A 19,566-nucleotide genomic window follows, 5' to 3' on the forward strand; every position below is an offset into this window, starting at 1 on the left:
CATGTCGCCGCTTCCGACACGCCCGGTGTGGGAGAATGGAGCGCATGTATGATTCCCCGGTGCCGTCGATCATCGTGTCGTCGGTCTTCGGCGTGATGGGTCTCGCCATCGCGCTCGCCGTCCTGTTGTTCATCATCGACCATGTCGAACCGATTGTGGAGCGTCTGCTGGGAGGTGCGTCGTTCACGGAATGGCTCGGCAACCTCATCGGACGCAAAACGCGCGGTCTGCGCAAACGCCGCGACGCCGCGGACGGCGACGACGATCTCGACGCGTCGACGGAGGCGCTGCTGTCGATCCTGCCGAGCGCGTCGCTGATCGTCGACCGCGACGGCGACGTGGTGCGCGCGAACCCGCAATCGTACCGTCTCGGCATCGTCCAGGACGACAGCATCGTCAACGAGAAGGTGGTGGAGACGGTGCGCGAGGTGTTCGCCACCGGCGGCAGGCGCCGTTTCGACCTGGAGACGGAAACGCCGGAACGGTTCGTCGCGTCGGGCGACGACGACGCGACGAACCGCTCCGGTGCGGGCGTCGCGCCGGGCGCGCGGCCCGGCGTGCGGCGCCCGAACTGGCTGAAGGTGACGGTCGGGCGCGTGGGGGAGCGATACGTCGTCGTCCTCATCGACGACGTGAGCGAGACGGTGCGGTTCGCGCAGATCCGCGACTCGTTCATCATCAACGTGTCCGAACAGCTGCTGGGGCCGACCGAGGCGCTGTCGCGTCTCGCCGACGATCTCGAGCACGACGGCGAGGACGGGAAGGGGCTCGACCGCGCCCGCATCGAGGCGGACGCGCGCGAGGTGCGCACGACCAGCAACCATCTCAACCACATGGTCTCCGACCTGCTGCTGCTCATCAAGGCGCAGGAGCCGATCGTGCCGTCCGCCGCGAACCGTCTCAATGTGATGGACGAGGTGCGTGCGGTGAAGGTGTCGCTTGCGCATGAGATCGCCGATTTCGGCGTGGACGTGAACGTGGAGGGCGACGATTCGCTCGTCGTCAACGGCGATTCCGGCCAGATCCGCACGGCCCTGACCAAGCTCGTCGAGAACGCGATCGAGTATTCGCCGTCAGGCGGGTACGTGGGCGTGTCCGTGGAGGCGGACGAGATGCGCCGTCACGCGGTGATCCGCGTGATCGACCAGGGCAAGGGCATTCCGAAGCGGGAGCAGTCGCGCATCTTCGAACGGTTCTACCGCGGCGCCGACCAGAGCGCGCGCACCGCCGACGGCGTGGGATTGGGATTGTCGATCGTCAAGCATGTGGCGCTCACCCACCACGGCACCGTCGCCGTATGGTCCGCGCCCGGCCAGGGCAGCACGTTCACCCTCACCCTGCCCGTCGCCCGCTGAGGCGTTACTGGCCGAGACGCCGGTAGTCCCAGCGGTCGAAATGCTCCCAGATGAGCATGAGCACGCCGACGACGACGCCAGCCGCGCAGATGATCAGCGGCGTGGCGACGTCGAATCCGAGCGCGTCGAGGACGAAGCATGCGATCAACGCCACGGACCACAGGCCGGTGCCGATGAGGAACACGGTGCGCAGATCCACACGCACCGGTTTGGGCGCCGGCCTGCGCACCGCGGGGTCGAGTATCGGGGCGAATCGCAATTTCACAGCGACCACCTTACCGCACGCCGCCGAGCATGCGCCGCGTGCGGTTCCGCCCCGGTCGCGCGGTTCCGGCCCGATTCGGCTACAGGTGTTCGACAACGTAGTCGATGCATCCGGTGAGCGCGGCGACGTCCGACGGTTCGACCGACGGGAACACGCCGACGCGCAGCTGGTTGCGTCCCAGCTTGCGGTATCCGGACGTGTCGACGATGCCGTTCTCGCGCAGCGCGGCCACGACGTCGGAGGCGGCGATCGCGTCGTCCAGGTCGATGGTGACGACCGAGTGGGAGCGTGCGCCCTCGTCGGAGACGAACGGTTTCGCGTAGTCGGAGCGTTCCGCCCAGGAGTACAGCAGCGACGCGGACTTGGCGCACCGCGCGGCCGCCCAGTCCATGCCGCCGTTGTCGTTGAGCCAGCGCACCTGGTTCTCCATCATGATGAGCGTGGCGACGGCGGGCGTGTTGAGCGTCTGGTCCTTGCGCGAGTTCTCCAGCGCCTTCGTGAGCGACAGGAACGGCGGCACCCAGCGGCTCGCGCCGGGAAGGCTCACGTTCGCCTCGACGCGTGCGGCGCGTTCGACGGCGGCGGGGGAGAGGACCGCGACCCACAGGCCGCCGTCCGAGCCGAACGCCTTCTGCGGGGAGAAGTAATAGGCGTCGGTCTGGCTGACGTCGACGGGCAGCGCGCCGGCGGCCGACGTGCCGTCGACCAGCGTGATCGAGCCCTGCTCGACGCTGCCTTCGACGCGGCGCACCGGGGCGGCGACGCCGGTGGAGGTCTCGTTGTGCGCCCAGCAGTAGGCGTCCACGTCCTCGGTGGGCTCCGGCAGGCGGTACGTGCCCGGCTCTCCCTGATAGGTGACCGGATCCTCGAGGAACGGCGCGGCCGCGGCGGAGGCGGCGAATTTCGCGCTGAACGATCCGTACGTGCCGAACGCGGCCTGACGGGTGATGAGCGAGGCGCAGGCGATCTCCCAGAAGCAGCTGGCGCCGCCGTTGCCGAGCGCGATCTCGTAGCCGTCCGGCACGTGGAAGAAGGATTCGAGGCCTTCGCGAATCGAGCCGACGAGCTGGCGCACCGGGGTCTGACGGTGGGAGGTGCCCAGTAGCGTGGTGGCGCCGGCGTCGAGCGCGGCGACCTGTTCGGGGCGGATCTTGCTGGGCCCGGAGCCGAATCGGCCGTCCTCGGGCAGCATGTCGGAGGGGATGTTCACTGTATTGGCCATGCGCACCACCCTAGCCAATCCTTCGGTGCTCAGGTCGCGTGCTCCATATATCGACCGCGCGGCGGCCGATGGGCGGACGCGGGGGGAGACGAGGGAGAGGTGCGGGAGGGGAGGGCTCGAACCGGTTCGACACCCCCTAGGGGATTTGCCTGAGGGCGGGGGTCGTTGTAGGGTGGCGAATTGTGACGGTGAAGGGTGCCGTCTGCAGAGGTGCCCTCCCAACCCACCAAGGAGCTGATACTGTATGAGGCATGCGGCACATAAGGCGGCCGGAACTTCCGCCAAGGGCAACGGATCGAACAGCCTGATGGGTCTGTTCTCCGGTTCCCGCGGCACCCACACGCGTGGCACCGTGATTGCCATGCAGATGGCGGGGAACAACGGCGCCGTGCTCGGTCTCGACGAGGCGGTGGCCGATAAGCTCAACGAACTCGCGCCGATGTCGCGCCGCGCCATCCGCGAGGCGGCCCGTGCGGCCGAACGTCGCAACTTCATCGTCGGCTCCGCGTCCCTCGCGGCCCTGGCCGGCACCGCGGCCACCGCGGTCGCCTTCGCCAGCCCCGCCGACGAAGGCCTGTCCGTCGCCGAGGACGCCGCGACGACCACCACGCAGATTCAGGCGGTCAAGGGCGCGGCCTCCCGTTCCGACGTGCGCACCCCGCTCACCGGCACCGGCGACACGGTCTCCAGCACCGTGGCCGGCAGTGACGCCACGCAGCAGTCCGACGCCGACGCGCAGACCCAGCAGACCTCCAACGAGGGCACCTGGTCGCTCGGCGACGCCAGCACCTCGATTGACCTCAAGCAGATGTCCAAGTCCCTCGCGAACAACGAGAACGTCGCCAAGCTCATGGACGAGGATTCCAACCTGCTGCCTGCCGGCTTCGACCCGAACCACGCCACCGGCGATGTCGGCAACGCCTATGAATTCAGCCAGTGCACCTGGTGGGTGTACGTGCGTCGTCATGAGCTCGGCCTGCCGGTCGGCTCGCACATGGGCAACGGCAACATGTGGGCCAACTCCGCGCGCGCCCTCGGCTACTGGGTCGACAACACGCCGCGCCACGTGGGCGACATCATGGTCTTCCGCGCCGGCCAGGAGGGCACCGACTCCACGTACGGCCACGTCGCCATCGTCGAGAAGATCAACGCCGACGGCTCCATCGTCACGTCCGAGTGCGGCTCCGTGATGAACGGCAAGACCTACTCGAAGACCTACACGAACGTCTCCGACTTCGAGTACATCCACTACTGATACGTCTGACTACTACTGATACGTCTGACCACTGATACGTCCGGTCTCCGATGCATCCGATGCATCGCCGGAGATTCCGCTTACCGATTCGCTTTCCGCTCCCCGGGCACCCCGGGTGCTACCGTAAGGTTCCGATGAAGAATTTGAAGCAAACCGTAATCGCATTCACCGCGGCCGTCGCAGCCTGCGCGACGTTCATCGCCGTCGCTCCGGCCGCCACCGCCGCCGATCAGACCTCCGGTGTGGTCACCTCCGAGCGCTCGTTCCCGAAGACCACGACCGCACGCAAGAACCTGCTCAAGGAATCCACCTCCACCGATGTGGAGTCCGATTCCAACTGGGGCGGCATCGAGTCCCTGAACGTGCCGCAGACCAAGTCCCAGGCCGAAAAGGACGCCGAGGCCAAGGCCGAAGCCGAGAAGAAGGCCGCCGAAGAGGCCGCCCAGGCCGCGGCCACCGCGCAGGCCCAGTCCCAGGCTGCCAGCCGTTCCGCCAGCCGCGACGCCTCCGTCGACACCTCCAGCCTGCCGACGCCGACCGGCAACGCGCAGGGCGTCATCTCGCTCGCCTTGGCCATCGCCGCCGACGACCGTTACGTCTACGGCGGATGCAACCCGCCGTACAACATGGACTGCTCCTGCTTCGTGCAGTACGTCTTCGCCCAGAACGGCATCTCCCTGCCGCGCACTTCCGGCGCGCAGGCCACCGTCGGCACCCCCGTGGCGAGCCTCGCCGAAGCCCAGCCGGGCGACATCCTCGCCAATGCGAACCATTCCGGCATCTACCTCGGCAACGGCATGATCGTCGACGCCGAGACCTACGCGGACGGCATCCGCACCAACGCCGTCGCCTACGTGTTCGCCGGTGCCAGCTACTCCATCCGCCGAGTCCTGTAATACCGACACCCGGCGGTTCGGTTACGGATCGCTTCGTTTCTTGGGAAAACGCGCCTCCCCCCGGGAAGGCGCGTTTTCCGTTTTCCTGGGCCTGTGGGGATCCCCTTGATGAGGGAGCTGGCCGCCATAGGTGGTCCGGGGGAGAGCCCGTGCGACGGATCCGGCTGTGTGGCTCCCTCTGATGAGGGAGCTGGCCGCCGCAGGCGGTCTGAGGGAGAGACCCGCGACACGAGTGAACTATTTCACTCGGATGACACGCGATATACGCCCATAACGGGGTATTGTGGAACGCACAGGGGGCGATGTCGCCACGGCATGACGGCATCGCGTATAACTCAAGGAGGTCGTCATGATCAACGACAAGGCCATACTCGTCGGCGTTGACGGGTCGAATGCCAGCTACAAGGCCGCTTGGTGGGCAGCGAACTATGCCAAGCATGCGGGACTGACGCTGCAGATCGTCTGCGCATACTCCCTGCCCAGCTACGCAGCCGTCAGCTTCGACGCCACGTACACCGCGATGGGCGACGACAACGCGGCTCATTCCGACGCGCAGGAGATTCTGTCCAAGGCGAAGGCCATCGCCGACGAGCAGGGCGTCCAGGCGGCCACACTGATCGTGACCGGCGACCCGGCGTCCGTGTTCGTCGAACTGTCGCGCAACTACAACCTCATCGTCATCGGCAACCGCGGCAAGGGCGGCCTCGCCGAGCGCCTGCTCGGCACCACGTCCTCCTCGCTGCCCGCCTACGCGTACTGCCCGATCGTCGTCGTGCCCTACACCGACGACGACGGCAACCTCATGCACCTCAACAACACGATCACCAAGGTGGCGGTCGGCTCCGACGAATCCAAGTGGGGTCTGAAGGCTCTCGACATCGCCGCCTCCTTCGCGCACGCGTGGGGTGCCGAGCTCGACGTCATCTCCGCGGCGGCGCAGGTCAAGGGCGCCGACGACGAGGTGTACGCCTCCTTCATGGACGATCTGGAGACGCGCGTCAAGCCGCTCGAGGAGCAGTACCCGGATTTGAAGATCGAGAAGCGCATCGTGCCCGGCTCCGCCGTGGACGCGCTCACCAAGGCCAGCTACGACCATGACGTCGTCGTCGTGGGCTCCCGCGGACGCGGCGGCTTCACCGGCCTGCTGCTCGGCTCCACCAGCCAGGGCCTGCTGCAGCACTCGGTCGGCCCCGTCTACGTCGTGCCGCGCAAGTACGTGGAGGCCGCCGAAAGCCGCCTCGACACCGTGCCGAGCTCGCCGGCCGAAGTGCCGACGAAGCCGCTCGACGACATCAGCGGCGTCAAGGAGGTCCCGGTCGAGCCGGCCAAGCCCGAGGTCGTCCAGCAGATCGAAAAGACCATCGATCCCGAACACTGATCCGATTGAGGTCGGCCGTAGGCCGTCCGTGATTGCGGCCGGGCTGTCCGCTCCTTCTTTGGCCCCCTCTGACGAGGGGGCTGTCCGCGTAAGCGGACTGGGGGAGAGATACCGGGAACCGTTACGTTCCAGCTATCTCTCCCCCAGTCTCACTGCGTTCGACAGCCCCCTCGTCAGAGGGGGCCGATTGCGTGCGATTGGTTTACTTCTTGATCGTCACTTCCATGCGGACGGGGGTCTCCTGCACGTAGGTGTGCTTGACCGTGCAGCCCTTGTCGATGTGACGGGTGATGCGCTCCTTGAGCTTGGCCGCGTCCTCGTCGCTCAGATCGGAGCCGGTGGCGTCCACGACGACCTGCTCGTCGAAGTTGATGTACGCGTCGTTGTCCGCGTCATAGGTGCCGCCGACGACGATCTTCGCGCCCTTGCCCTCGCCCAGCGTATGCTCGATCGCGAACTGGCTGGACAGCGCCGCGCAGCCCGCCAGCGCGATCTTCATCAGATCGCCCGGCGTGAACTGGCCGCGGTCCTTGCCGAACTTGATGTGCGCGCCGTCTTCGCTGAACGCGTCCCACGAACCGTCCTTGTTGCGTTCCACCCACAGTCGCTTGGCCATGATGACTCCTCGTCTATCCGTGCGGCGCGCCTGTCGCGTCGCGACCATCTCCAATCTAGCCGAAAACCGCCGCCTTCGCCGCAAATCGCCATCCGCCGAAGCGAACCCCCCTCAGCCGGCTTCGCCGCCAGCTCCCCCTAAAGGGGGAGCAAAGAGATGATATGCGCCCTTTCCGGGGAGCAGGAAGACGGCATGCGCCCCCTTCAGGGGGAGCTGGCCGGCCGGAGGCCGGACTGAGGGGGGCACGGGCTGACCGAGGGGGTCACGCTACACTGGTGCCCATGGCTTTGACCCCGGAACAACTCGCTGACATCCGCACCCGCATTCCCGCCCGTCCCGAGACGGACGTGCCCACCCCGTACGAGGATCTCGTGCGCACGATCCTCACCGAGGGCACGCTCAAGTCGGACCGCACCGGTACGGGCACGATCTCCCTGTTCGGCCGCCAGATCCGCTTCGACCTGTCCGACGGCACGTTCCCGCTGCTCACCACGAAGACAGTGTTCTTCAAGGGCCTCGCCTACGAGCTGCTGTGGTTCCTCAAAGGCTCCTCGAACGTGCGCTGGCTGCAGGAGCGCGGCGTGCACATCTGGGACGAGTGGGCGGACGAGAACGGCGACCTCGGTCCGGTCTACGGCGTGCAGTGGCGCAGCTGGCCGGCCCCGACCCCGGACGACCCGAACCGCACGATCGACCAGATCGCCAACGTGATGGACCTCATCAAGCATCACCCGGATTCGCGCCGCATGATCGTCTCCGCGTGGAACCCGGCCGAGGTCGAGCACATGGCCCTGCCGCCCTGCCACGCCCTCTTCCAGTTCTACGTGGCCGACGGCAAGCTCAGCTGCCAGCTCTACCAGCGCAGCTGCGACATGTTCCTCGGCGTGCCGTTCAACATCGCCTCCTACTCGCTGCTCACCCTGATGATGGCGCAGCAGGCGGGCCTCGAGCCCGGCGAGTTCGTGTGGACCGGCGGCGACTGCCACGTGTACGACAACCACATCGAGCAGGTCCTCGAACAGCTGTCGCGCGAGCCTTACCCGTACCCGAAGATCGCGATCGACAAGGCCGACTCGATCTTCGACTACGAATACGAGGACTTCCATATCCTCGACTACCGTCACCACCCCACCATCAAGGCGCCCGTCGCCGTCTGACATTACACTTCTGTTCCAGTCCAATCCCACTCAAGGAGTCCGAAATGGAGCATGACAGTAGCCGAAGCGGCTATCACGAACCCGAGCCCGGGGATGCCGGGCTCGACGAGACCGAGGACTGGGGCGACGATTTCCCCAAGACGTTCTCGGTGAACCTCATCTGGGCCGAAGCCCGCGACAAGGAAGGTCGTACGGGGGCCATCGGTCTGGAGGGCGGCATGCCGTGGCATCTCGCCGAGGATATGAAGCATTTCAAGGAGCTCACCGTCTCGCACCCGGTGATCATGGGTCGTCGCACTTGGGAGTCGCTGGACCTGCGTTACAGGCCCCTGCCCAACCGCGACAACATCGTCGTCTCCCATGACCACCAGTACCGTGCACCCGGCGCGACCGTGGTCGACAGTCTGGAGGACGCGCTCGACCTGGCCCGCCAGGAGGCGATTCCGGACGACGGTCTCGACCGTTCCGAGATCTGGGTGATCGGCGGTGCGCAGCTGTTCGAGGAGGCCCTGCCGCAGGCGAACAAGGTGTTCGTCACCCTGCTCGACGCGGCCGTGGACGCCGACACGTACGCGCCCGACATCGCCGCGCTCGCGGACGACGACCACGCCGGCTGGCAGGTCGCCGACCGTTCGCCGTGGCTGAAGCCGAAGAAGCCGGAATCCGGTATCGCCCGGTACCGTTTCATCAAGTATGTGCGTTCCCGTTAGCCGAAAGAGAAGTATGACCGACGAGAAGAAGTACACCGTCATGACCGTGTGCACCGGCAACATCTGCCGGTCGCCGATGGGCGAGATCATCCTGCGCCACTATTTCGACGAGCGCGGCCTGTCCGGTCGCGTGGACGTCGAGTCCAGCGGCGTCTCCGATGAGGAGTGGAGCCACCCGATCGACCCGCGCGCCGTGCATGTGCTGCGCGAGCGCGGCTATGGCGACGAGATCCCGCGCGACCATTTCGCGCATCGGATCAGCCGTGACGAGATCAACCGCACCGACCTGTTCCTGCCGATGACCGCCTCGCACATGCGCGCCCTGCTGCGCATGCTGCCGCCGGCGAAGCGCGCCGAGGTGCACATGTACCGCAGCTTCGACCCGAATCTGCCGAAGCCGCCGGCCGGCCGTGAAAGCGAGATCGACCTGGTCGATCCGTGGTACGGCGGTCCCCACGAGTTCGAGGTCGCCATCGACCAGATCGAGGAAGTCGCCCCCTACATCGTCGACTGGGTGGCCCAGCGCCTCACCGCCGCCGAACACTAACCCCCGTTCCCGCGCATATCCCGCGCACTCTCCCATGGTGCGGTAACACACAATCTCCATAACGGCGGAATCAAGCCGTTTTCGGCGACCGCACCATGGGGGTTTTACCGCACCATGGGATGGAGTGCGTGAGTGCGAGGGGGTGAGGTGTGGTGATACACCGGTTGACCAAGAGTCGGTTTCCATGCTATCCTGCGATGTTGTATGGTACACAGCTGTACCACTTGACGAGGGAGAGAGCCCGTCAGGTGTCGTAGAAGGATCGACAGGCCAATGAACGGAACACACCAGCAGAATCGTCCCGATGCCGGGCATCACGGTATCGGGCATCACAGTACCGGGCAACATGGTACCGGGCAGCACGCGCAACCGCGCACGGGGCATCGTGTCGCCAACATCGTCGGCATCACCCATCGCATCGTCGCCGGCATCGTCGCCCGCGTCACCCGCCGTGCGCGCGCCGCGGTGGCCGGCGTCGCCGCCGCGGCCATCGCGCTCGCGATGATCGCGACCGGCACGGCGGTCACCGCCACCGCCGACGTGACCAACACCTCGGCCGACGCGACCGTCCGCCCGGTGAGCAACATGGGCTTCGAATCGGGGCTGGACGGCTGGACCGCCAAAGGCGACGTCGCGACCGTCACCGGCGGCGCCTCGGAAGGCGACCGGTACGCGGACCTGCCCGCGGGCGCATCCATCACCTGAACCATCACCGGCATCCCGCAGGGCAGCTACTCGCTCAACCTGAACGTGAAGGGCGCGGCTGGCGGCAACACCGCCAACCTCACCGTCTCCGGCACGGGCGGCCCCGACTCCGTGCTGAAGCTCGACGCCTATCTCAAGACGGGCCAGTGGACCGCCACATCGCACCGCAACGTGCTCGTCTACAACGGGCGGATGACCGTCACCATCACCGCCGGAACGAACGCCCTCGCCGTCGACGGCCTCAACCTCCAACTCGACTCCGACGACGCCAACGCGCTCGCCAACTGGGACTTCGAACAGGGGACGGACGGCTGGACCACCACCGGCGACGTCGCCGTGGACGGCGCCAACGCCGACACCGGATCCAAGGCGCTCCGCCTCGCCGCCGGAGCCGCCGTGGCGCAGACCGTCACGGTCAAGCCGAACACGAAATACGTGCTCACCGCGCGCACTAAGGTCGACCGCCAGGACACGTTCTCCACCGAGACGCACAACAACTGGCGCGGTCAGGACGGTCTGCTCGTCAACCGCGAATCGACCGGCGACCGCATCAATATCGGCGTCAGGGGCGCCGACGGCACGGTGCTGCGGCAGGCGCCGTCCGGCACCACCGGATACTCGCTCGTCAGCGTCGTGTTCACCACCGGCGCGACCGGCGAGATCACCGTATACGCGAACACCGTGCACGACGAGGCCTATACGAAATCCGTCACGCTGCACCGGACCGACGGGACGTATGTGGAGGACCCGTGGACCGGCAACGGCCAGGACCACGCGTGGGTGGACGACGTCGACCTGTTCGAGATGCACGACGCCGGCGTCGCCAAGGGCGCGGACGTCTCGTTCCTGCCGCTCATCGAGGACAACGGCGGCAAGTATTTCGCCAACGGCGTCCAGCAGGATTGCCTGAACATCCTCGCCAATCACGGCGTCAACTCGATCACGAACATGATCTTCGTGCAGGCCGGCAACGACACCTACTATCCGAAGAGCCTGGCCAAGGTCTACCAGAGCTTCGACGACGCGAACGGCGATCCGATGCCCTACCGCATGCCCCAGGGCGGCTACTTCGACAAGGAACATTCCGCCGAACTCGGCGTGCGCGCCACCGAACTCGGCATGAGCTACCTGCCAAGCTTCCACTACTCGGACTCGTGGATCAGCGCCGCGAAGGCCTACACGCCGCTCGAATGGCTCAACAAGGCGTACGACGGCACGCTTTCCGAATCCGACCTGAGCCACATGAAGGCCATCGTGTACCACTACGTGCATGATTTCATGACCGAACTGGTGGACCGGCACGTGAACCTCGCCGGCGTGAAGACCGGCAACGAGCAGGACGGCGGCCTCATCCGCCCGATCGGCCAGGGCGCCACCAGCGTGGGCCATGCGGCCATCGTCGCCGCCTCCTACGACGCGATCAAGGACGTGGCCCCCGGCATCCCCACCTACGTGCACACCAACAACGGCTACGACGTGGACTACGCGTTCAACATGTTTGAGGGGCTGTCCGCCAACGGCGCCGAATACGACGGCGAGGCGCACTCCCTGTACGGCGGCCGCTCCAGCGGCAACATCATCAAGTTCGCGAACGCGATGAACGCGAGCGGGGAACACCGTTGGCGCGACTACGTGAACGTGGAGGCCGGCTACAGCTTCACCCGCTACAAAGCCACGTTCGACCAGCAGACCAGCCAGATGACCCAGGCCGCCTACGCGGGCAGCCCGAACGGCCAGTACAACTGGCTGCTCGACTACATGCAGGCGCCGCTCGACACCCCCGATCCGTACGGGCGCACGCGCGGCTTTTACTACTGGGAGACCGACTGGATCCCCACGCCGGGCGCGGCCAGCACCGAAGGCGGCTCCGCGGACGTCAACCAGCGCATCATGTTCAACAACGGCGACCCGGCCATCAAGGAGATGGGCAGCACCGAGGCCGGCAAGGCCGGCGACATGATGGATTCCATGTACGCGTACCTCATCCGCGGCGTCGCCAAGACGAAGACCGCGGACGTCGTCACGCCGCTGGGCAACGACAACGGCATCGCCGACGGCCGCTACGAGGTCGCCCCCGCCAAGCCCACCGCCATCGGATTCGAGGACGCGGACCTCACGCTCACCGCGGGCGGTATGTCCCGGCGGCTCAGGCCTACCGTCCAGCCCACCGACGCCGTGCTGTCCGACAGCGCGATCACGTACACGTCCAGCGATCCGGATGTCGCGACCGTCTCCGCGCAGGGCTTCGTGACCGGTGTGAAGGCCGGTACCGCGACGATCACCGCGCGTGTGGGCGGCGTGGATGGCGTGGATGGCGAAGGCGGCGTGTCCGCCACCGCGCGCGTCACCGTCAAGGCCCCGACGCAGGCCGCCGACGGCGACCTCGCCGTGACCGTCGGCGGCAAGCGGGTGCACGACGGCGACGTCATCGCCGCCAAGGCGCTCGACTCGGTGGACATGACCGCCACGTTGCCCAAGACCGTGAGCGACCAGCATGCCGTGTTCACCTCCTCCGACACCGGCGTCGCCACGTTCTTCGGCGAGACCTGGCAGACCGCCAAAGGCCGCATGGAACAGCGCACCGACGACGGTTCCGTCGTGCAGCTCGACGTGAAGCAGGCCGGCCGGACCGTCGTCACCGTCGCCTCCGCCGACGGCAAGGCGACGCTCACGTTCACCGTGGACGCCACCAAGACGCCCGTCGCCTCGGTCACGCTCGACAAGACCGACCCGATCACGCTCAGCCACGGCCGTTCCACGCAGCTCACGGCCACCGTGAACCCGAAGGACGCCACCCTGTACAAGGTCACGTGGAGCTCGTCGAATCCGGACGCGGTCAGCGTCGACCAGACCGGCAAGGTCACCGCCGTCGGCCGGGGCGACGCCGTCGTCACCGTCACCTCCGACGACAATCCCGCCGCCTCGGCCAGCGTGACCGTCCACGCCGTACCCGTGCAGGTGGAGGGCGTCTCGCTCGGCCGCGACAGACTCACCATCCAGAAGGGAAGCGTGAAGCGGCTCGACGTGCTCGTCACGCCGTCCGACGCCGACGACAAGTCCGTCACGTGGACGTCCGCGGACCCCGCCGTCGCCGGCGTGGACGCGGACGGCAACGTGACCGGCAACGCGATCGGCGAGACCACCGTCACCGTCACCACGGTGAACGGCGGGTACAGCGCGAGCGTCGCCGTCAAGGTGCAGAAGGACGCGATCGCGGCCACCGGCGTCACGCTCGACCGGCATGAGGTGTGGATCAAGTCCGATACGCTCGGCGCGCAGGGCGGCGACGGCGCGACGGTGCGGCTCAACGCCGCCGTCACGCCCGACGACGCCACCGAAACCGACGTCGACTGGAGTTCCGGCGACGAATCCGTGGCGACCGTCGACGCGTTCGGCACCGTCACCGCGCTGAAGCCCGGCGTCGCCGTCATCACCGCCGCCACCAAGGACGGACGATTCAGCGACAAGGCGACCGTGTACGTGCCGACCATCTCCGAAAGCTTCGACGGCATCGACGTCGGCGGCAACGGCGGATTCGGCAAGTACGCCAACTACGCCGGCCAGCTGGGCGCGAAGGTCGTCGACGGCGACGCGGGCGGCGGTTCCGGTTCCGGCCACGTGCTCGAGATTTCCGGCGGCGGCTCCGGCGGCCGCGCCACGGCCAGGACCTTCGCCCCGGCCGTCGCCAACGGCAAGGTCGTGTTCGACGTCGACTGGAACGTGGGCGCGCCCGCCGGCTCCAAAGGCGCGTTCCTCACGCTCGTGGACGGTTCCGACAACCGCTATCTGAGCCTGCAGACCAACGCGGACGCCGAACTCGTCTACAACACCGGCGGACGATCGTCCACCAAGGACACGAACAGCGCCCTGACCGGCACCACCGCCGTCGGCGACGGATTCAATCGGAACAACGCATGGTACAACGTGCACGTCGCGCTCGACTTCACCGCACGGAAGATCACGTTCACCATCACGTCCAAAACCGACGCGAAACTCACCGCCACCCACACCGTGCCGTTCGCCGACGGCGTCGACTACGACGGCACCCTCGCCGGCATCCAACTGTGGGGCACCCGCGGCACGGGCACGCTGAACTGGACCACCCGACTCGACAACCTCGCCGTCTACGCGGCCGAACCCTCCGCCAGCGCGGTCAAGGTCGACGCGACCAGCGTCAGACTCGTCCCCATCAAGGGCACGCTGAGCGCCACGCACCGGATCGCCGCGTCCGTGGAACCCGCCGGCTACAGCCAGGACGTGACCTACACCTCGCTCGACCCGGACACGGTCGCCGTGAACGATGACGGCGTGATCGCGCCCGTCGCCTACTACGACGACCTCGACGCGATCGTGCCCGCCAAGGGCACGGTGCGCGTCGCCTCGAAGCAATCGCCGAATGTGTACACGGACATCGCCGTGGACATCACCAAGACGCCGGGAGCCTCCGAGTTCTTCACCGTCACCGACGCGACGACGGGCGACGACCTGACCGGCGGCAAGACGACGCTCGACGCCGGCGGCACGCTGCGCCTCGCCGCGCGCAGCACCGGCGGCGACGGCGACGTGCTGCTCAAATCCGTCGCATGGACGTCCAACGCGCCCAAGGTCGCCACGGTGGGCGAGACCAGCGGCGTCGTCACCGCGCTCGCCGGCGGCACCGCCGTCATCCACGTGACCGCCATGCTGTACAACAGCGACACGCCGCTGGAAGCCGACGTGACCGTCACCGTGAACGGCGACGCGCCGGTCGCCGCCGACGCGATCGCCGTGACGAAGACGCCCGCGAAGACCTCCTACGTGATCGGCGACCGACTCGACACGACCGGACTCGAAGTCAGCGAAACGGCGGGCGGCAAGACCGTCGGCACGCTGGACGCGAGCCGGTACGAGCTGAGCGGCTTCGACGCCGACCTGCCCGGCGAGAAGACCGTCACCGTCACCTCCAAGAGCGACGACACGGCCGGCAAGACCGCCACGTTCGCCGTGACCGTGAACGACCCGGACCTGCCGAGCGGGAACCTCCTCGCCAACGGCGGTTTCGAAGACGGATTCGACTCTTGGACCGCCACGTGGAACAAGCCGCAGGGCTCGGTCGGCGTCAAGACCCAGAAGAAGGAATCCGACCTGCACGAAGGCAACAAGAGCCTCAACGCGTGGAACGCCGCCGCCATGGACTTCACTGTGGAACAGCAGGTGACCGGACTGGCCGAAGGCTGGTACGTGTTCTCCGGCTGGCTCACCGGCGACAGCGGCAAGAACGACGACATCCGCCTGTACGCGAAGGATGCGGGCGGTGCGGAGCTCGACGCGGCGGGGGAGAAGCTGCCGGGGGCGGGGTCGGCCGGTGCCGACGGTTCGGCTGGTGCCGGTGCCGCCGGCTATAAGTGGCTGAATCCGACGCTCAAGCCGGTGCACGTGGGCGCGGACGGCGTCATCACCGTCGGCTTCAGCGTCAAACAGGACGCGGGCGGCTGGGCCGTGCTCGACGACTTCAGCCTCGTGCGCGTCGCCGCCCCGGATTCCGCCGTCACCGGTCTCACGCTGGTCTCCGGTCCGTCCAAGACCGCATACGCCAAAGGCGAGGCGCTCGACACGGACGGTCTTGCCGTGCGCCGCCTCCTCGACGGCGGCACCACCGCGCCGTTGAACGAGACAGATGGCGAACTCGCGTTCACCGGCTACGACGCCTCCGCGCCCGGCCGCCAGACAGTCACCGTCTCCATGACCGTCGGCGGCGACACGTCCCACGTCGTCTCCACGACGTTCGACGTGACCGTCAAGGACGATGTGGAGCCGGAGCCGGATCCCGACCCGGAACCCACGCCGGATCCGGACAAGCCGGATAAGCCGGACAAGCCGGGGAACGGCTCGGACGGAGATGGCGGTGACGGCGGTAACAACGGTGGCAACGGTAACGGGAACGGCGGTTCCGATGGTTCCGGCGATAGCAGCGATACCGGTGGAAACAACGGCAACGGTTCCGGCGGCGATACCGATTCCAACGGTTCCGGTGACTCCGCCGGTTCCGGCTCTGGTGCTGGTTCTGGCTCTGGTACTGGCACCGCGCAGCGTCCGACCGGACAGTCGCCCGCGCAGACCAACGCCTCCGCCAAGTCGCCGCTCCCGGCGACCGGCACAGCCGTGGCCAGAGCGCTCGCGGTGACCATCCTCGCGCTCGCCGTCTGCGCCGTCGCCCTGGCCCTGCGCCGCCACCACATCCGCCGCTGACACGTGTTGTCGGTTCATTGACGGATTGACCTACCCCTACCTTCCCATTTCCCATGGTGCGGTAACACAAACTCTCCACAACGGCGGAATCAAGCCGTTTTGGGTGACCGCACCATGGGAGTTTTACTGCACCATGGGATGTGTGAGGGGCGCAGGGGAGTGTGGCGCAGTCGTTGGCGCGCAGTATTGCTTTCTCACCGCAGTCGGCGGCCGGCGCACCAGGTGTGACGGACGGTCCAGTCCGTCGCGTCGATCAGGTTGAAATCGGCGGCGTAGCCGGGGGAGAGCAGGCCGAGCGGCGCGCCGGTGATGGGATTGGGCCGGTCGAAGCCGAACGCGCGCGCCGGGGTGAGCGTGGAGGCCTCGACGACGTCGACCGGGCCGAGACCGAGCGCAACGACCGCGCGCCGGACGGCGGCTTCCATCGTGAGCGTGGAGCCGGCGATCGCGCCGCCGTCGGCGAGGCGCGCTCGGCTGGCGACCACGCTCACGTCGAGGCCGCCGAGACGGTACACGCCGTCCGGGCAGCCGGTGGCGGCCATCGCGTCGGTGACGAGCGCGATCCGGTGCGGCGCGAGCGTGAAGCCGAATCGCACCATCGGATCGTCCACGTGGAAGCCGTCATTGATGAGTTCGATGATGACGCGCGGGTTCTCGATCGCGGCCGGAATCGGACCGGGATCGCGGTGATGCAGACCGTTCATCGCGTTGAACATATGCGTCATGATGCCGGCGCCCGCGGCGAAGGCGGCTTCGGCGGTCGTGTAGTCGGCGTCGGTGTGGCCGATTGCGGGGACGACGCCGGCGGCGTGCAACCTGCTGATGGCGTCGAGGGCGTGCGGGAGTTCCGGGGCGATGGTGATCTGGCGGATACAGCCGGGGTGGTTCGCGGCGGAGGAGGCGGGTGCGCTGGGGCTGGTGGTGCTGGGGTCGGCGGCGTCGGTAGCGTCGGTACTGGCGGTGCTGGCGGTGCCGCGGTCGCCACCAGCCGCGTCGAGCAGTGCGTCGATGAGTTCGGGCGTCGGGTTCCGTAGGTGTTCCAGCGCGTGCGCGCCCTTGCGTTCCGGCGCGAGGAACGGGCCTTCCAGATGGCAGCCGAGGATGTCCGGTCGTCCGGAGCCCATTGCGGTGCGCACGATGCGGATGTTGCGTAGAATCACGTCCATCGGATTGGTGACGAGCGACAGCACCTGGCGCGTCGTGCCGTGCATCGCGTGACCGGCGCGCGCCGTGTCGATGCCGTCCGGCCCGTCGTCGAACGACGCTCCCCACGCGCCATGGGAGTGGATGTCCACGAATCCGGGCGTGAGGATCAGCCCGTCCGCGTCGATGATCGCGTCCGGCTCGGGGGAGTCCGGGGCGATGCCGACCGCGCGGCAGGCGCATCGGAACGCTGCTGTTCCGGAACCATCCGAATCGTCGTCATTCGAACCGCATGCCGCGATTACGCCGTGCGCATCCGCGACCACCCAATAGCCGCGCCGCTCGCCACGAGCATCCACTTTGTGCGCGCCGCGGATTGCGACCGGTCTCGACGTGTCCCTCAATGCCGCCGTCACCCGCGCGACGGTCTCCCGTCTGGTCTCGTCCGCCAAGTCCCTCATGTCTCCTCATGATAGATGCGACCTCGCTGCGACCGTGGCGCGGTTGCGCTGTAACCGTGGTGCGGCTACGTTACGGCCGCCATCGTGTAACCGTGGCGCAAATCGCGGTGCAAACCGCGTTCCCCCGGCGGCGGGTGCCCTCGTCGGCGGATGCCTCGGCGACAGATGCCTTCGGCGCAAGAAATCCCGGAAATCCGCCCTATCATCCGGGATTATTCGCACTGAGGCGGCGTCAACGCAAGAAATCCCGGAAACTCCTCCCATTTCCCGGGATTTCTTGTGCTGTGACGACGTCAGTGCAAGGAATCCCGGGCGGCGCGGTTCTTTTCCGGGATTTCTTGCGCTGGGACGGAATCAGTGCAACTTTTCCCGGATGACACGGTTCTTTGACCCCTTTGAGTCCTTATAGGGCGGCATTGGCCTAGATCCCCTGATGGTTCATTTCTGGGGGCCACCCGCGTGTGTCGCCCGTGTGGCCGGAAACGAAAAAATCCTTGGAAACTCGCGGTTTCCAAGGATTCCTGTGTGAGTACCCCCAGAGAGAGTCGAACTCTCGTTGTCAGATTGAAAGTCTGGTGTCCTAACCGTTAGACGATGGGGGCGTGACAACTTGCATAACGATACGCAAGTCGTCGGTGCTGCGCAAATCCGGCGTGTCGGCGTGTCGCGTGGCGGGCGTCTCACACCTTGCGGTAGGTGAAGTCGTGGATCACGCGGCCGGCGGCGAGGCCCTTCTTCTCGAAGTTGGTGAGCACGCGGCCGTCGTATCGCTCCGACTCGGTGAAGTCGGCGTGCGGCATGTCGGCCGCGAGGTCGGCGTTGCCTTTGCCCACGTGGCCGGTCGGCAGGCTCACGGTCACGTCGCCCGCGTTCTGCCAGCCGTCGAGCCCGTCCATCACCTCGTGCACGTGCAGCGCGTAGTCCTCGATGTCGGTGGCGATGCGCCACACGCCGCCGTCCGCCAGCACGCGGCGCACCTCGCCGGCCAGCTCCGGCTGTACGATGCGGCGCTTGTGGTGCTTCTTCTTCGGCCACGGGTCGGGGAAGAACGTCCAGACCTCGGCGGCCACGCCGTCGGCGGCCGCCTTGAACAGCTCCGGCGCGTTCACCTGTGCCACGCGGATGTTCTTCAGTCCGCGCTTGCCGGCGAGCAGCAGCGTGTGCGCGACGCCGGGATCGTAGACCTCGAGCGCGAGGAAGTTCGTGTCCGGATTCGCCTTGGCGGCCGCGACGATGTTCTCGCCCTGGCCGGAGCCGATCTCGATGACGAGCGGATTCGCATCGCCCCACGTGCCGCGCACGTAGTCCGCGTCGAACGCGAATCCGTCGCGCACGTCGAGCGAGCCCTCGCCGGCGTTGATGTCGAGCAGATAGTCGCCGGCGTAGTTGTCCCACGCGCGCTGGAGTCGCGCGTCGAGGCGGCCGGAGCGGCGCACGAACGAGAGCACGCGGTGCATCGGGTGCGTCGGCGCGGCCGCGGCCTGCGGCGTCGCGGCCGTCGCCTCCGTCGTTCCGTTCACGGCGTCCGTGTCCGTGATGTCGCCGTTGGTGATGTCGCCGTTCGCGGCGTGGTCGTCCGTCATGTGCGTTCCTTCCGGTGTCGTCTTGCGTTGTTCCATTATTCACCA

At 67.2% G+C, this 19,566-nt stretch carries 14 protein-coding genes and 1 tRNA gene; 9 read left to right on the plus strand and 6 right to left on the minus strand.

Annotated features, from left to right (window positions below; all coding sequences use genetic code 11):
• The first annotated feature begins 44 nt into the window (after window positions 1-44).
• Entirely contained in the window at window positions 45-1,355 is a 1,311-nt protein-coding gene (locus AC1AYD_RS02690; protein ID WP_476544655.1) for a sensor histidine kinase, read from the plus strand.
• 4 nt (window positions 1,356-1,359) lie between these two features.
• Here the strand turns inward: AC1AYD_RS02690 and AC1AYD_RS02695 are convergent, their stop codons facing one another.
• Together AC1AYD_RS02695 and serC are read right to left on the minus strand one after the other, a co-directional pair.
• A complete protein-coding gene (locus AC1AYD_RS02695; RefSeq protein ID WP_476503128.1) occupies window positions 1,360-1,614 on the minus strand; it encodes a DUF2530 domain-containing protein in 255 nt (84 codons plus the stop codon).
• 85 nt (window positions 1,615-1,699) lie between these two features.
• A complete protein-coding gene (gene serC / locus AC1AYD_RS02700) occupies window positions 1,700-2,842 on the minus strand; it encodes a phosphoserine transaminase (protein WP_476544656.1) in 1,143 nt (380 codons plus the stop codon).
• Window positions 2,843-3,086: 244 nt separating this feature from the next.
• On the opposite strand from serC, the gene AC1AYD_RS02705 reads away from it, so the two are divergent.
• The 3 genes from AC1AYD_RS02705 (at window position 3,087) to AC1AYD_RS02715 (ending at window position 6,371) form a co-directional block, all read left to right on the plus strand.
• Entirely contained in the window at window positions 3,087-4,097 is a 1,011-nt protein-coding gene (locus AC1AYD_RS02705) for a CHAP domain-containing protein (RefSeq protein ID WP_476503090.1), read from the plus strand.
• A gap of 134 nt (window positions 4,098-4,231) precedes the next feature.
• The gene (locus AC1AYD_RS02710) at window positions 4,232-4,993 is read left to right on the plus strand and encodes a C40 family peptidase (protein ID WP_476544657.1); all 762 of its coding nucleotides are present in this window, start codon (window positions 4,232-4,234) and stop codon (window positions 4,991-4,993) included.
• A gap of 349 nt (window positions 4,994-5,342) precedes the next feature.
• Window positions 5,343-6,371, plus strand: coding sequence for a universal stress protein (locus AC1AYD_RS02715; protein WP_476503092.1), 1,029 nt, complete (start codon window positions 5,343-5,345; stop codon window positions 6,369-6,371).
• A gap of 202 nt (window positions 6,372-6,573) precedes the next feature.
• Here the strand turns inward: AC1AYD_RS02715 and AC1AYD_RS02720 are convergent, their stop codons facing one another.
• Window positions 6,574-6,987 carry an OsmC family protein gene (locus AC1AYD_RS02720; RefSeq protein WP_034525863.1) on the minus strand — a complete coding sequence of 138 codons (414 nt, stop codon included), beginning with the start codon at window positions 6,985-6,987 and terminating at the stop codon, window positions 6,574-6,576.
• Window positions 6,988-7,268: 281 nt separating this feature from the next.
• On the opposite strand from AC1AYD_RS02720, the gene AC1AYD_RS02725 reads away from it, so the two are divergent.
• The 5 genes from AC1AYD_RS02725 to AC1AYD_RS02745 all read left to right on the plus strand — a co-directional run bounded on the left by AC1AYD_RS02725 (window position 7,269) and on the right by AC1AYD_RS02745 (window position 16,334).
• On the plus strand, window positions 7,269-8,144 hold the full coding sequence (locus AC1AYD_RS02725; RefSeq protein WP_476503093.1) for a thymidylate synthase: 876 nt from the start codon (window positions 7,269-7,271) through the stop codon (window positions 8,142-8,144).
• 44 nt (window positions 8,145-8,188) lie between these two features.
• Complete coding sequence (locus AC1AYD_RS02730) at window positions 8,189-8,854, plus strand: dihydrofolate reductase (protein ID WP_476503094.1); 666 nt, start codon at window positions 8,189-8,191, stop codon at window positions 8,852-8,854.
• Window positions 8,855-8,867: 13 nt separating this feature from the next.
• A complete protein-coding gene (locus AC1AYD_RS02735; RefSeq protein WP_476503095.1) occupies window positions 8,868-9,401 on the plus strand; it encodes a low molecular weight protein-tyrosine-phosphatase in 534 nt (177 codons plus the stop codon).
• A 273-nt stretch (window positions 9,402-9,674) separates the two neighbouring features.
• The gene (locus tag AC1AYD_RS02740) at window positions 9,675-10,106 is read left to right on the plus strand and encodes a hypothetical protein (RefSeq protein ID WP_476503096.1); all 432 of its coding nucleotides are present in this window, start codon (window positions 9,675-9,677) and stop codon (window positions 10,104-10,106) included.
• A gap of 45 nt (window positions 10,107-10,151) precedes the next feature.
• Entirely contained in the window at window positions 10,152-16,334 is a 6,183-nt protein-coding gene (locus AC1AYD_RS02745; protein WP_476544658.1) for an Ig-like domain-containing protein, read from the plus strand.
• 194 nt (window positions 16,335-16,528) lie between these two features.
• Here the strand turns inward: AC1AYD_RS02745 and nagA are convergent, their stop codons facing one another.
• The 3 genes from nagA to trmB form a co-directional block, all read right to left on the minus strand.
• Entirely contained in the window at window positions 16,529-17,938 is a 1,410-nt protein-coding gene (gene nagA / locus AC1AYD_RS02750) for an N-acetylglucosamine-6-phosphate deacetylase (RefSeq protein WP_476503098.1), read from the minus strand.
• Window positions 17,939-18,468: 530 nt separating this feature from the next.
• Window positions 18,469-18,540: transfer RNA gene (locus tag AC1AYD_RS02755), tRNA-Glu, on the minus strand.
• Between the two features lie 78 nt (window positions 18,541-18,618).
• Window positions 18,619-19,395, minus strand: coding sequence for a tRNA (guanosine(46)-N7)-methyltransferase TrmB (gene trmB, locus AC1AYD_RS02760; protein WP_476503129.1), 777 nt, complete (start codon window positions 19,393-19,395; stop codon window positions 18,619-18,621).
• Between the last annotated feature and the right edge of the window lie 171 nt (window positions 19,396-19,566).

Source organism: Bifidobacterium sp. LH_426, assembly GCF_056356875.1.

Excerpts from the sequence above, each read along its gene's own strand:
- AC1AYD_RS02705 (WP_476503090.1), top strand. The coding sequence starts at position 3,087 with ATGAGGCATGCGGCACATAAGGCGGCCGGAACTTCCGCCAAGGGCAAC.
- trmB (WP_476503129.1), bottom strand. The coding sequence starts at position 19,395 with ATGCACCGCGTGCTCTCGTTCGTGCGCCGCTCCGGCCGCCTCGACGCG.
- AC1AYD_RS02740 (WP_476503096.1), top strand. The coding sequence starts at position 9,675 with ATGAACGGAACACACCAGCAGAATCGTCCCGATGCCGGGCATCACGGT.
- serC (WP_476544656.1), bottom strand. The coding sequence starts at position 2,842 with ATGGCCAATACAGTGAACATCCCCTCCGACATGCTGCCCGAGGACGGC.
- nagA (WP_476503098.1), bottom strand. The coding sequence starts at position 17,938 with ATGAGGGACTTGGCGGACGAGACCAGACGGGAGACCGTCGCGCGGGTG.
- AC1AYD_RS02720 (WP_034525863.1), bottom strand. The coding sequence starts at position 6,987 with ATGGCCAAGCGACTGTGGGTGGAACGCAACAAGGACGGTTCGTGGGAC.
- AC1AYD_RS02725 (WP_476503093.1), top strand. The coding sequence starts at position 7,269 with ATGGCTTTGACCCCGGAACAACTCGCTGACATCCGCACCCGCATTCCC.
- AC1AYD_RS02730 (WP_476503094.1), top strand. The coding sequence starts at position 8,189 with ATGGAGCATGACAGTAGCCGAAGCGGCTATCACGAACCCGAGCCCGGG.
- AC1AYD_RS02710 (WP_476544657.1), top strand. The coding sequence starts at position 4,232 with ATGAAGAATTTGAAGCAAACCGTAATCGCATTCACCGCGGCCGTCGCA.
- AC1AYD_RS02690 (WP_476544655.1), top strand. The coding sequence starts at position 45 with ATGTATGATTCCCCGGTGCCGTCGATCATCGTGTCGTCGGTCTTCGGC.
- AC1AYD_RS02715 (WP_476503092.1), top strand. The coding sequence starts at position 5,343 with ATGATCAACGACAAGGCCATACTCGTCGGCGTTGACGGGTCGAATGCC.
- AC1AYD_RS02735 (WP_476503095.1), top strand. The coding sequence starts at position 8,868 with ATGACCGACGAGAAGAAGTACACCGTCATGACCGTGTGCACCGGCAAC.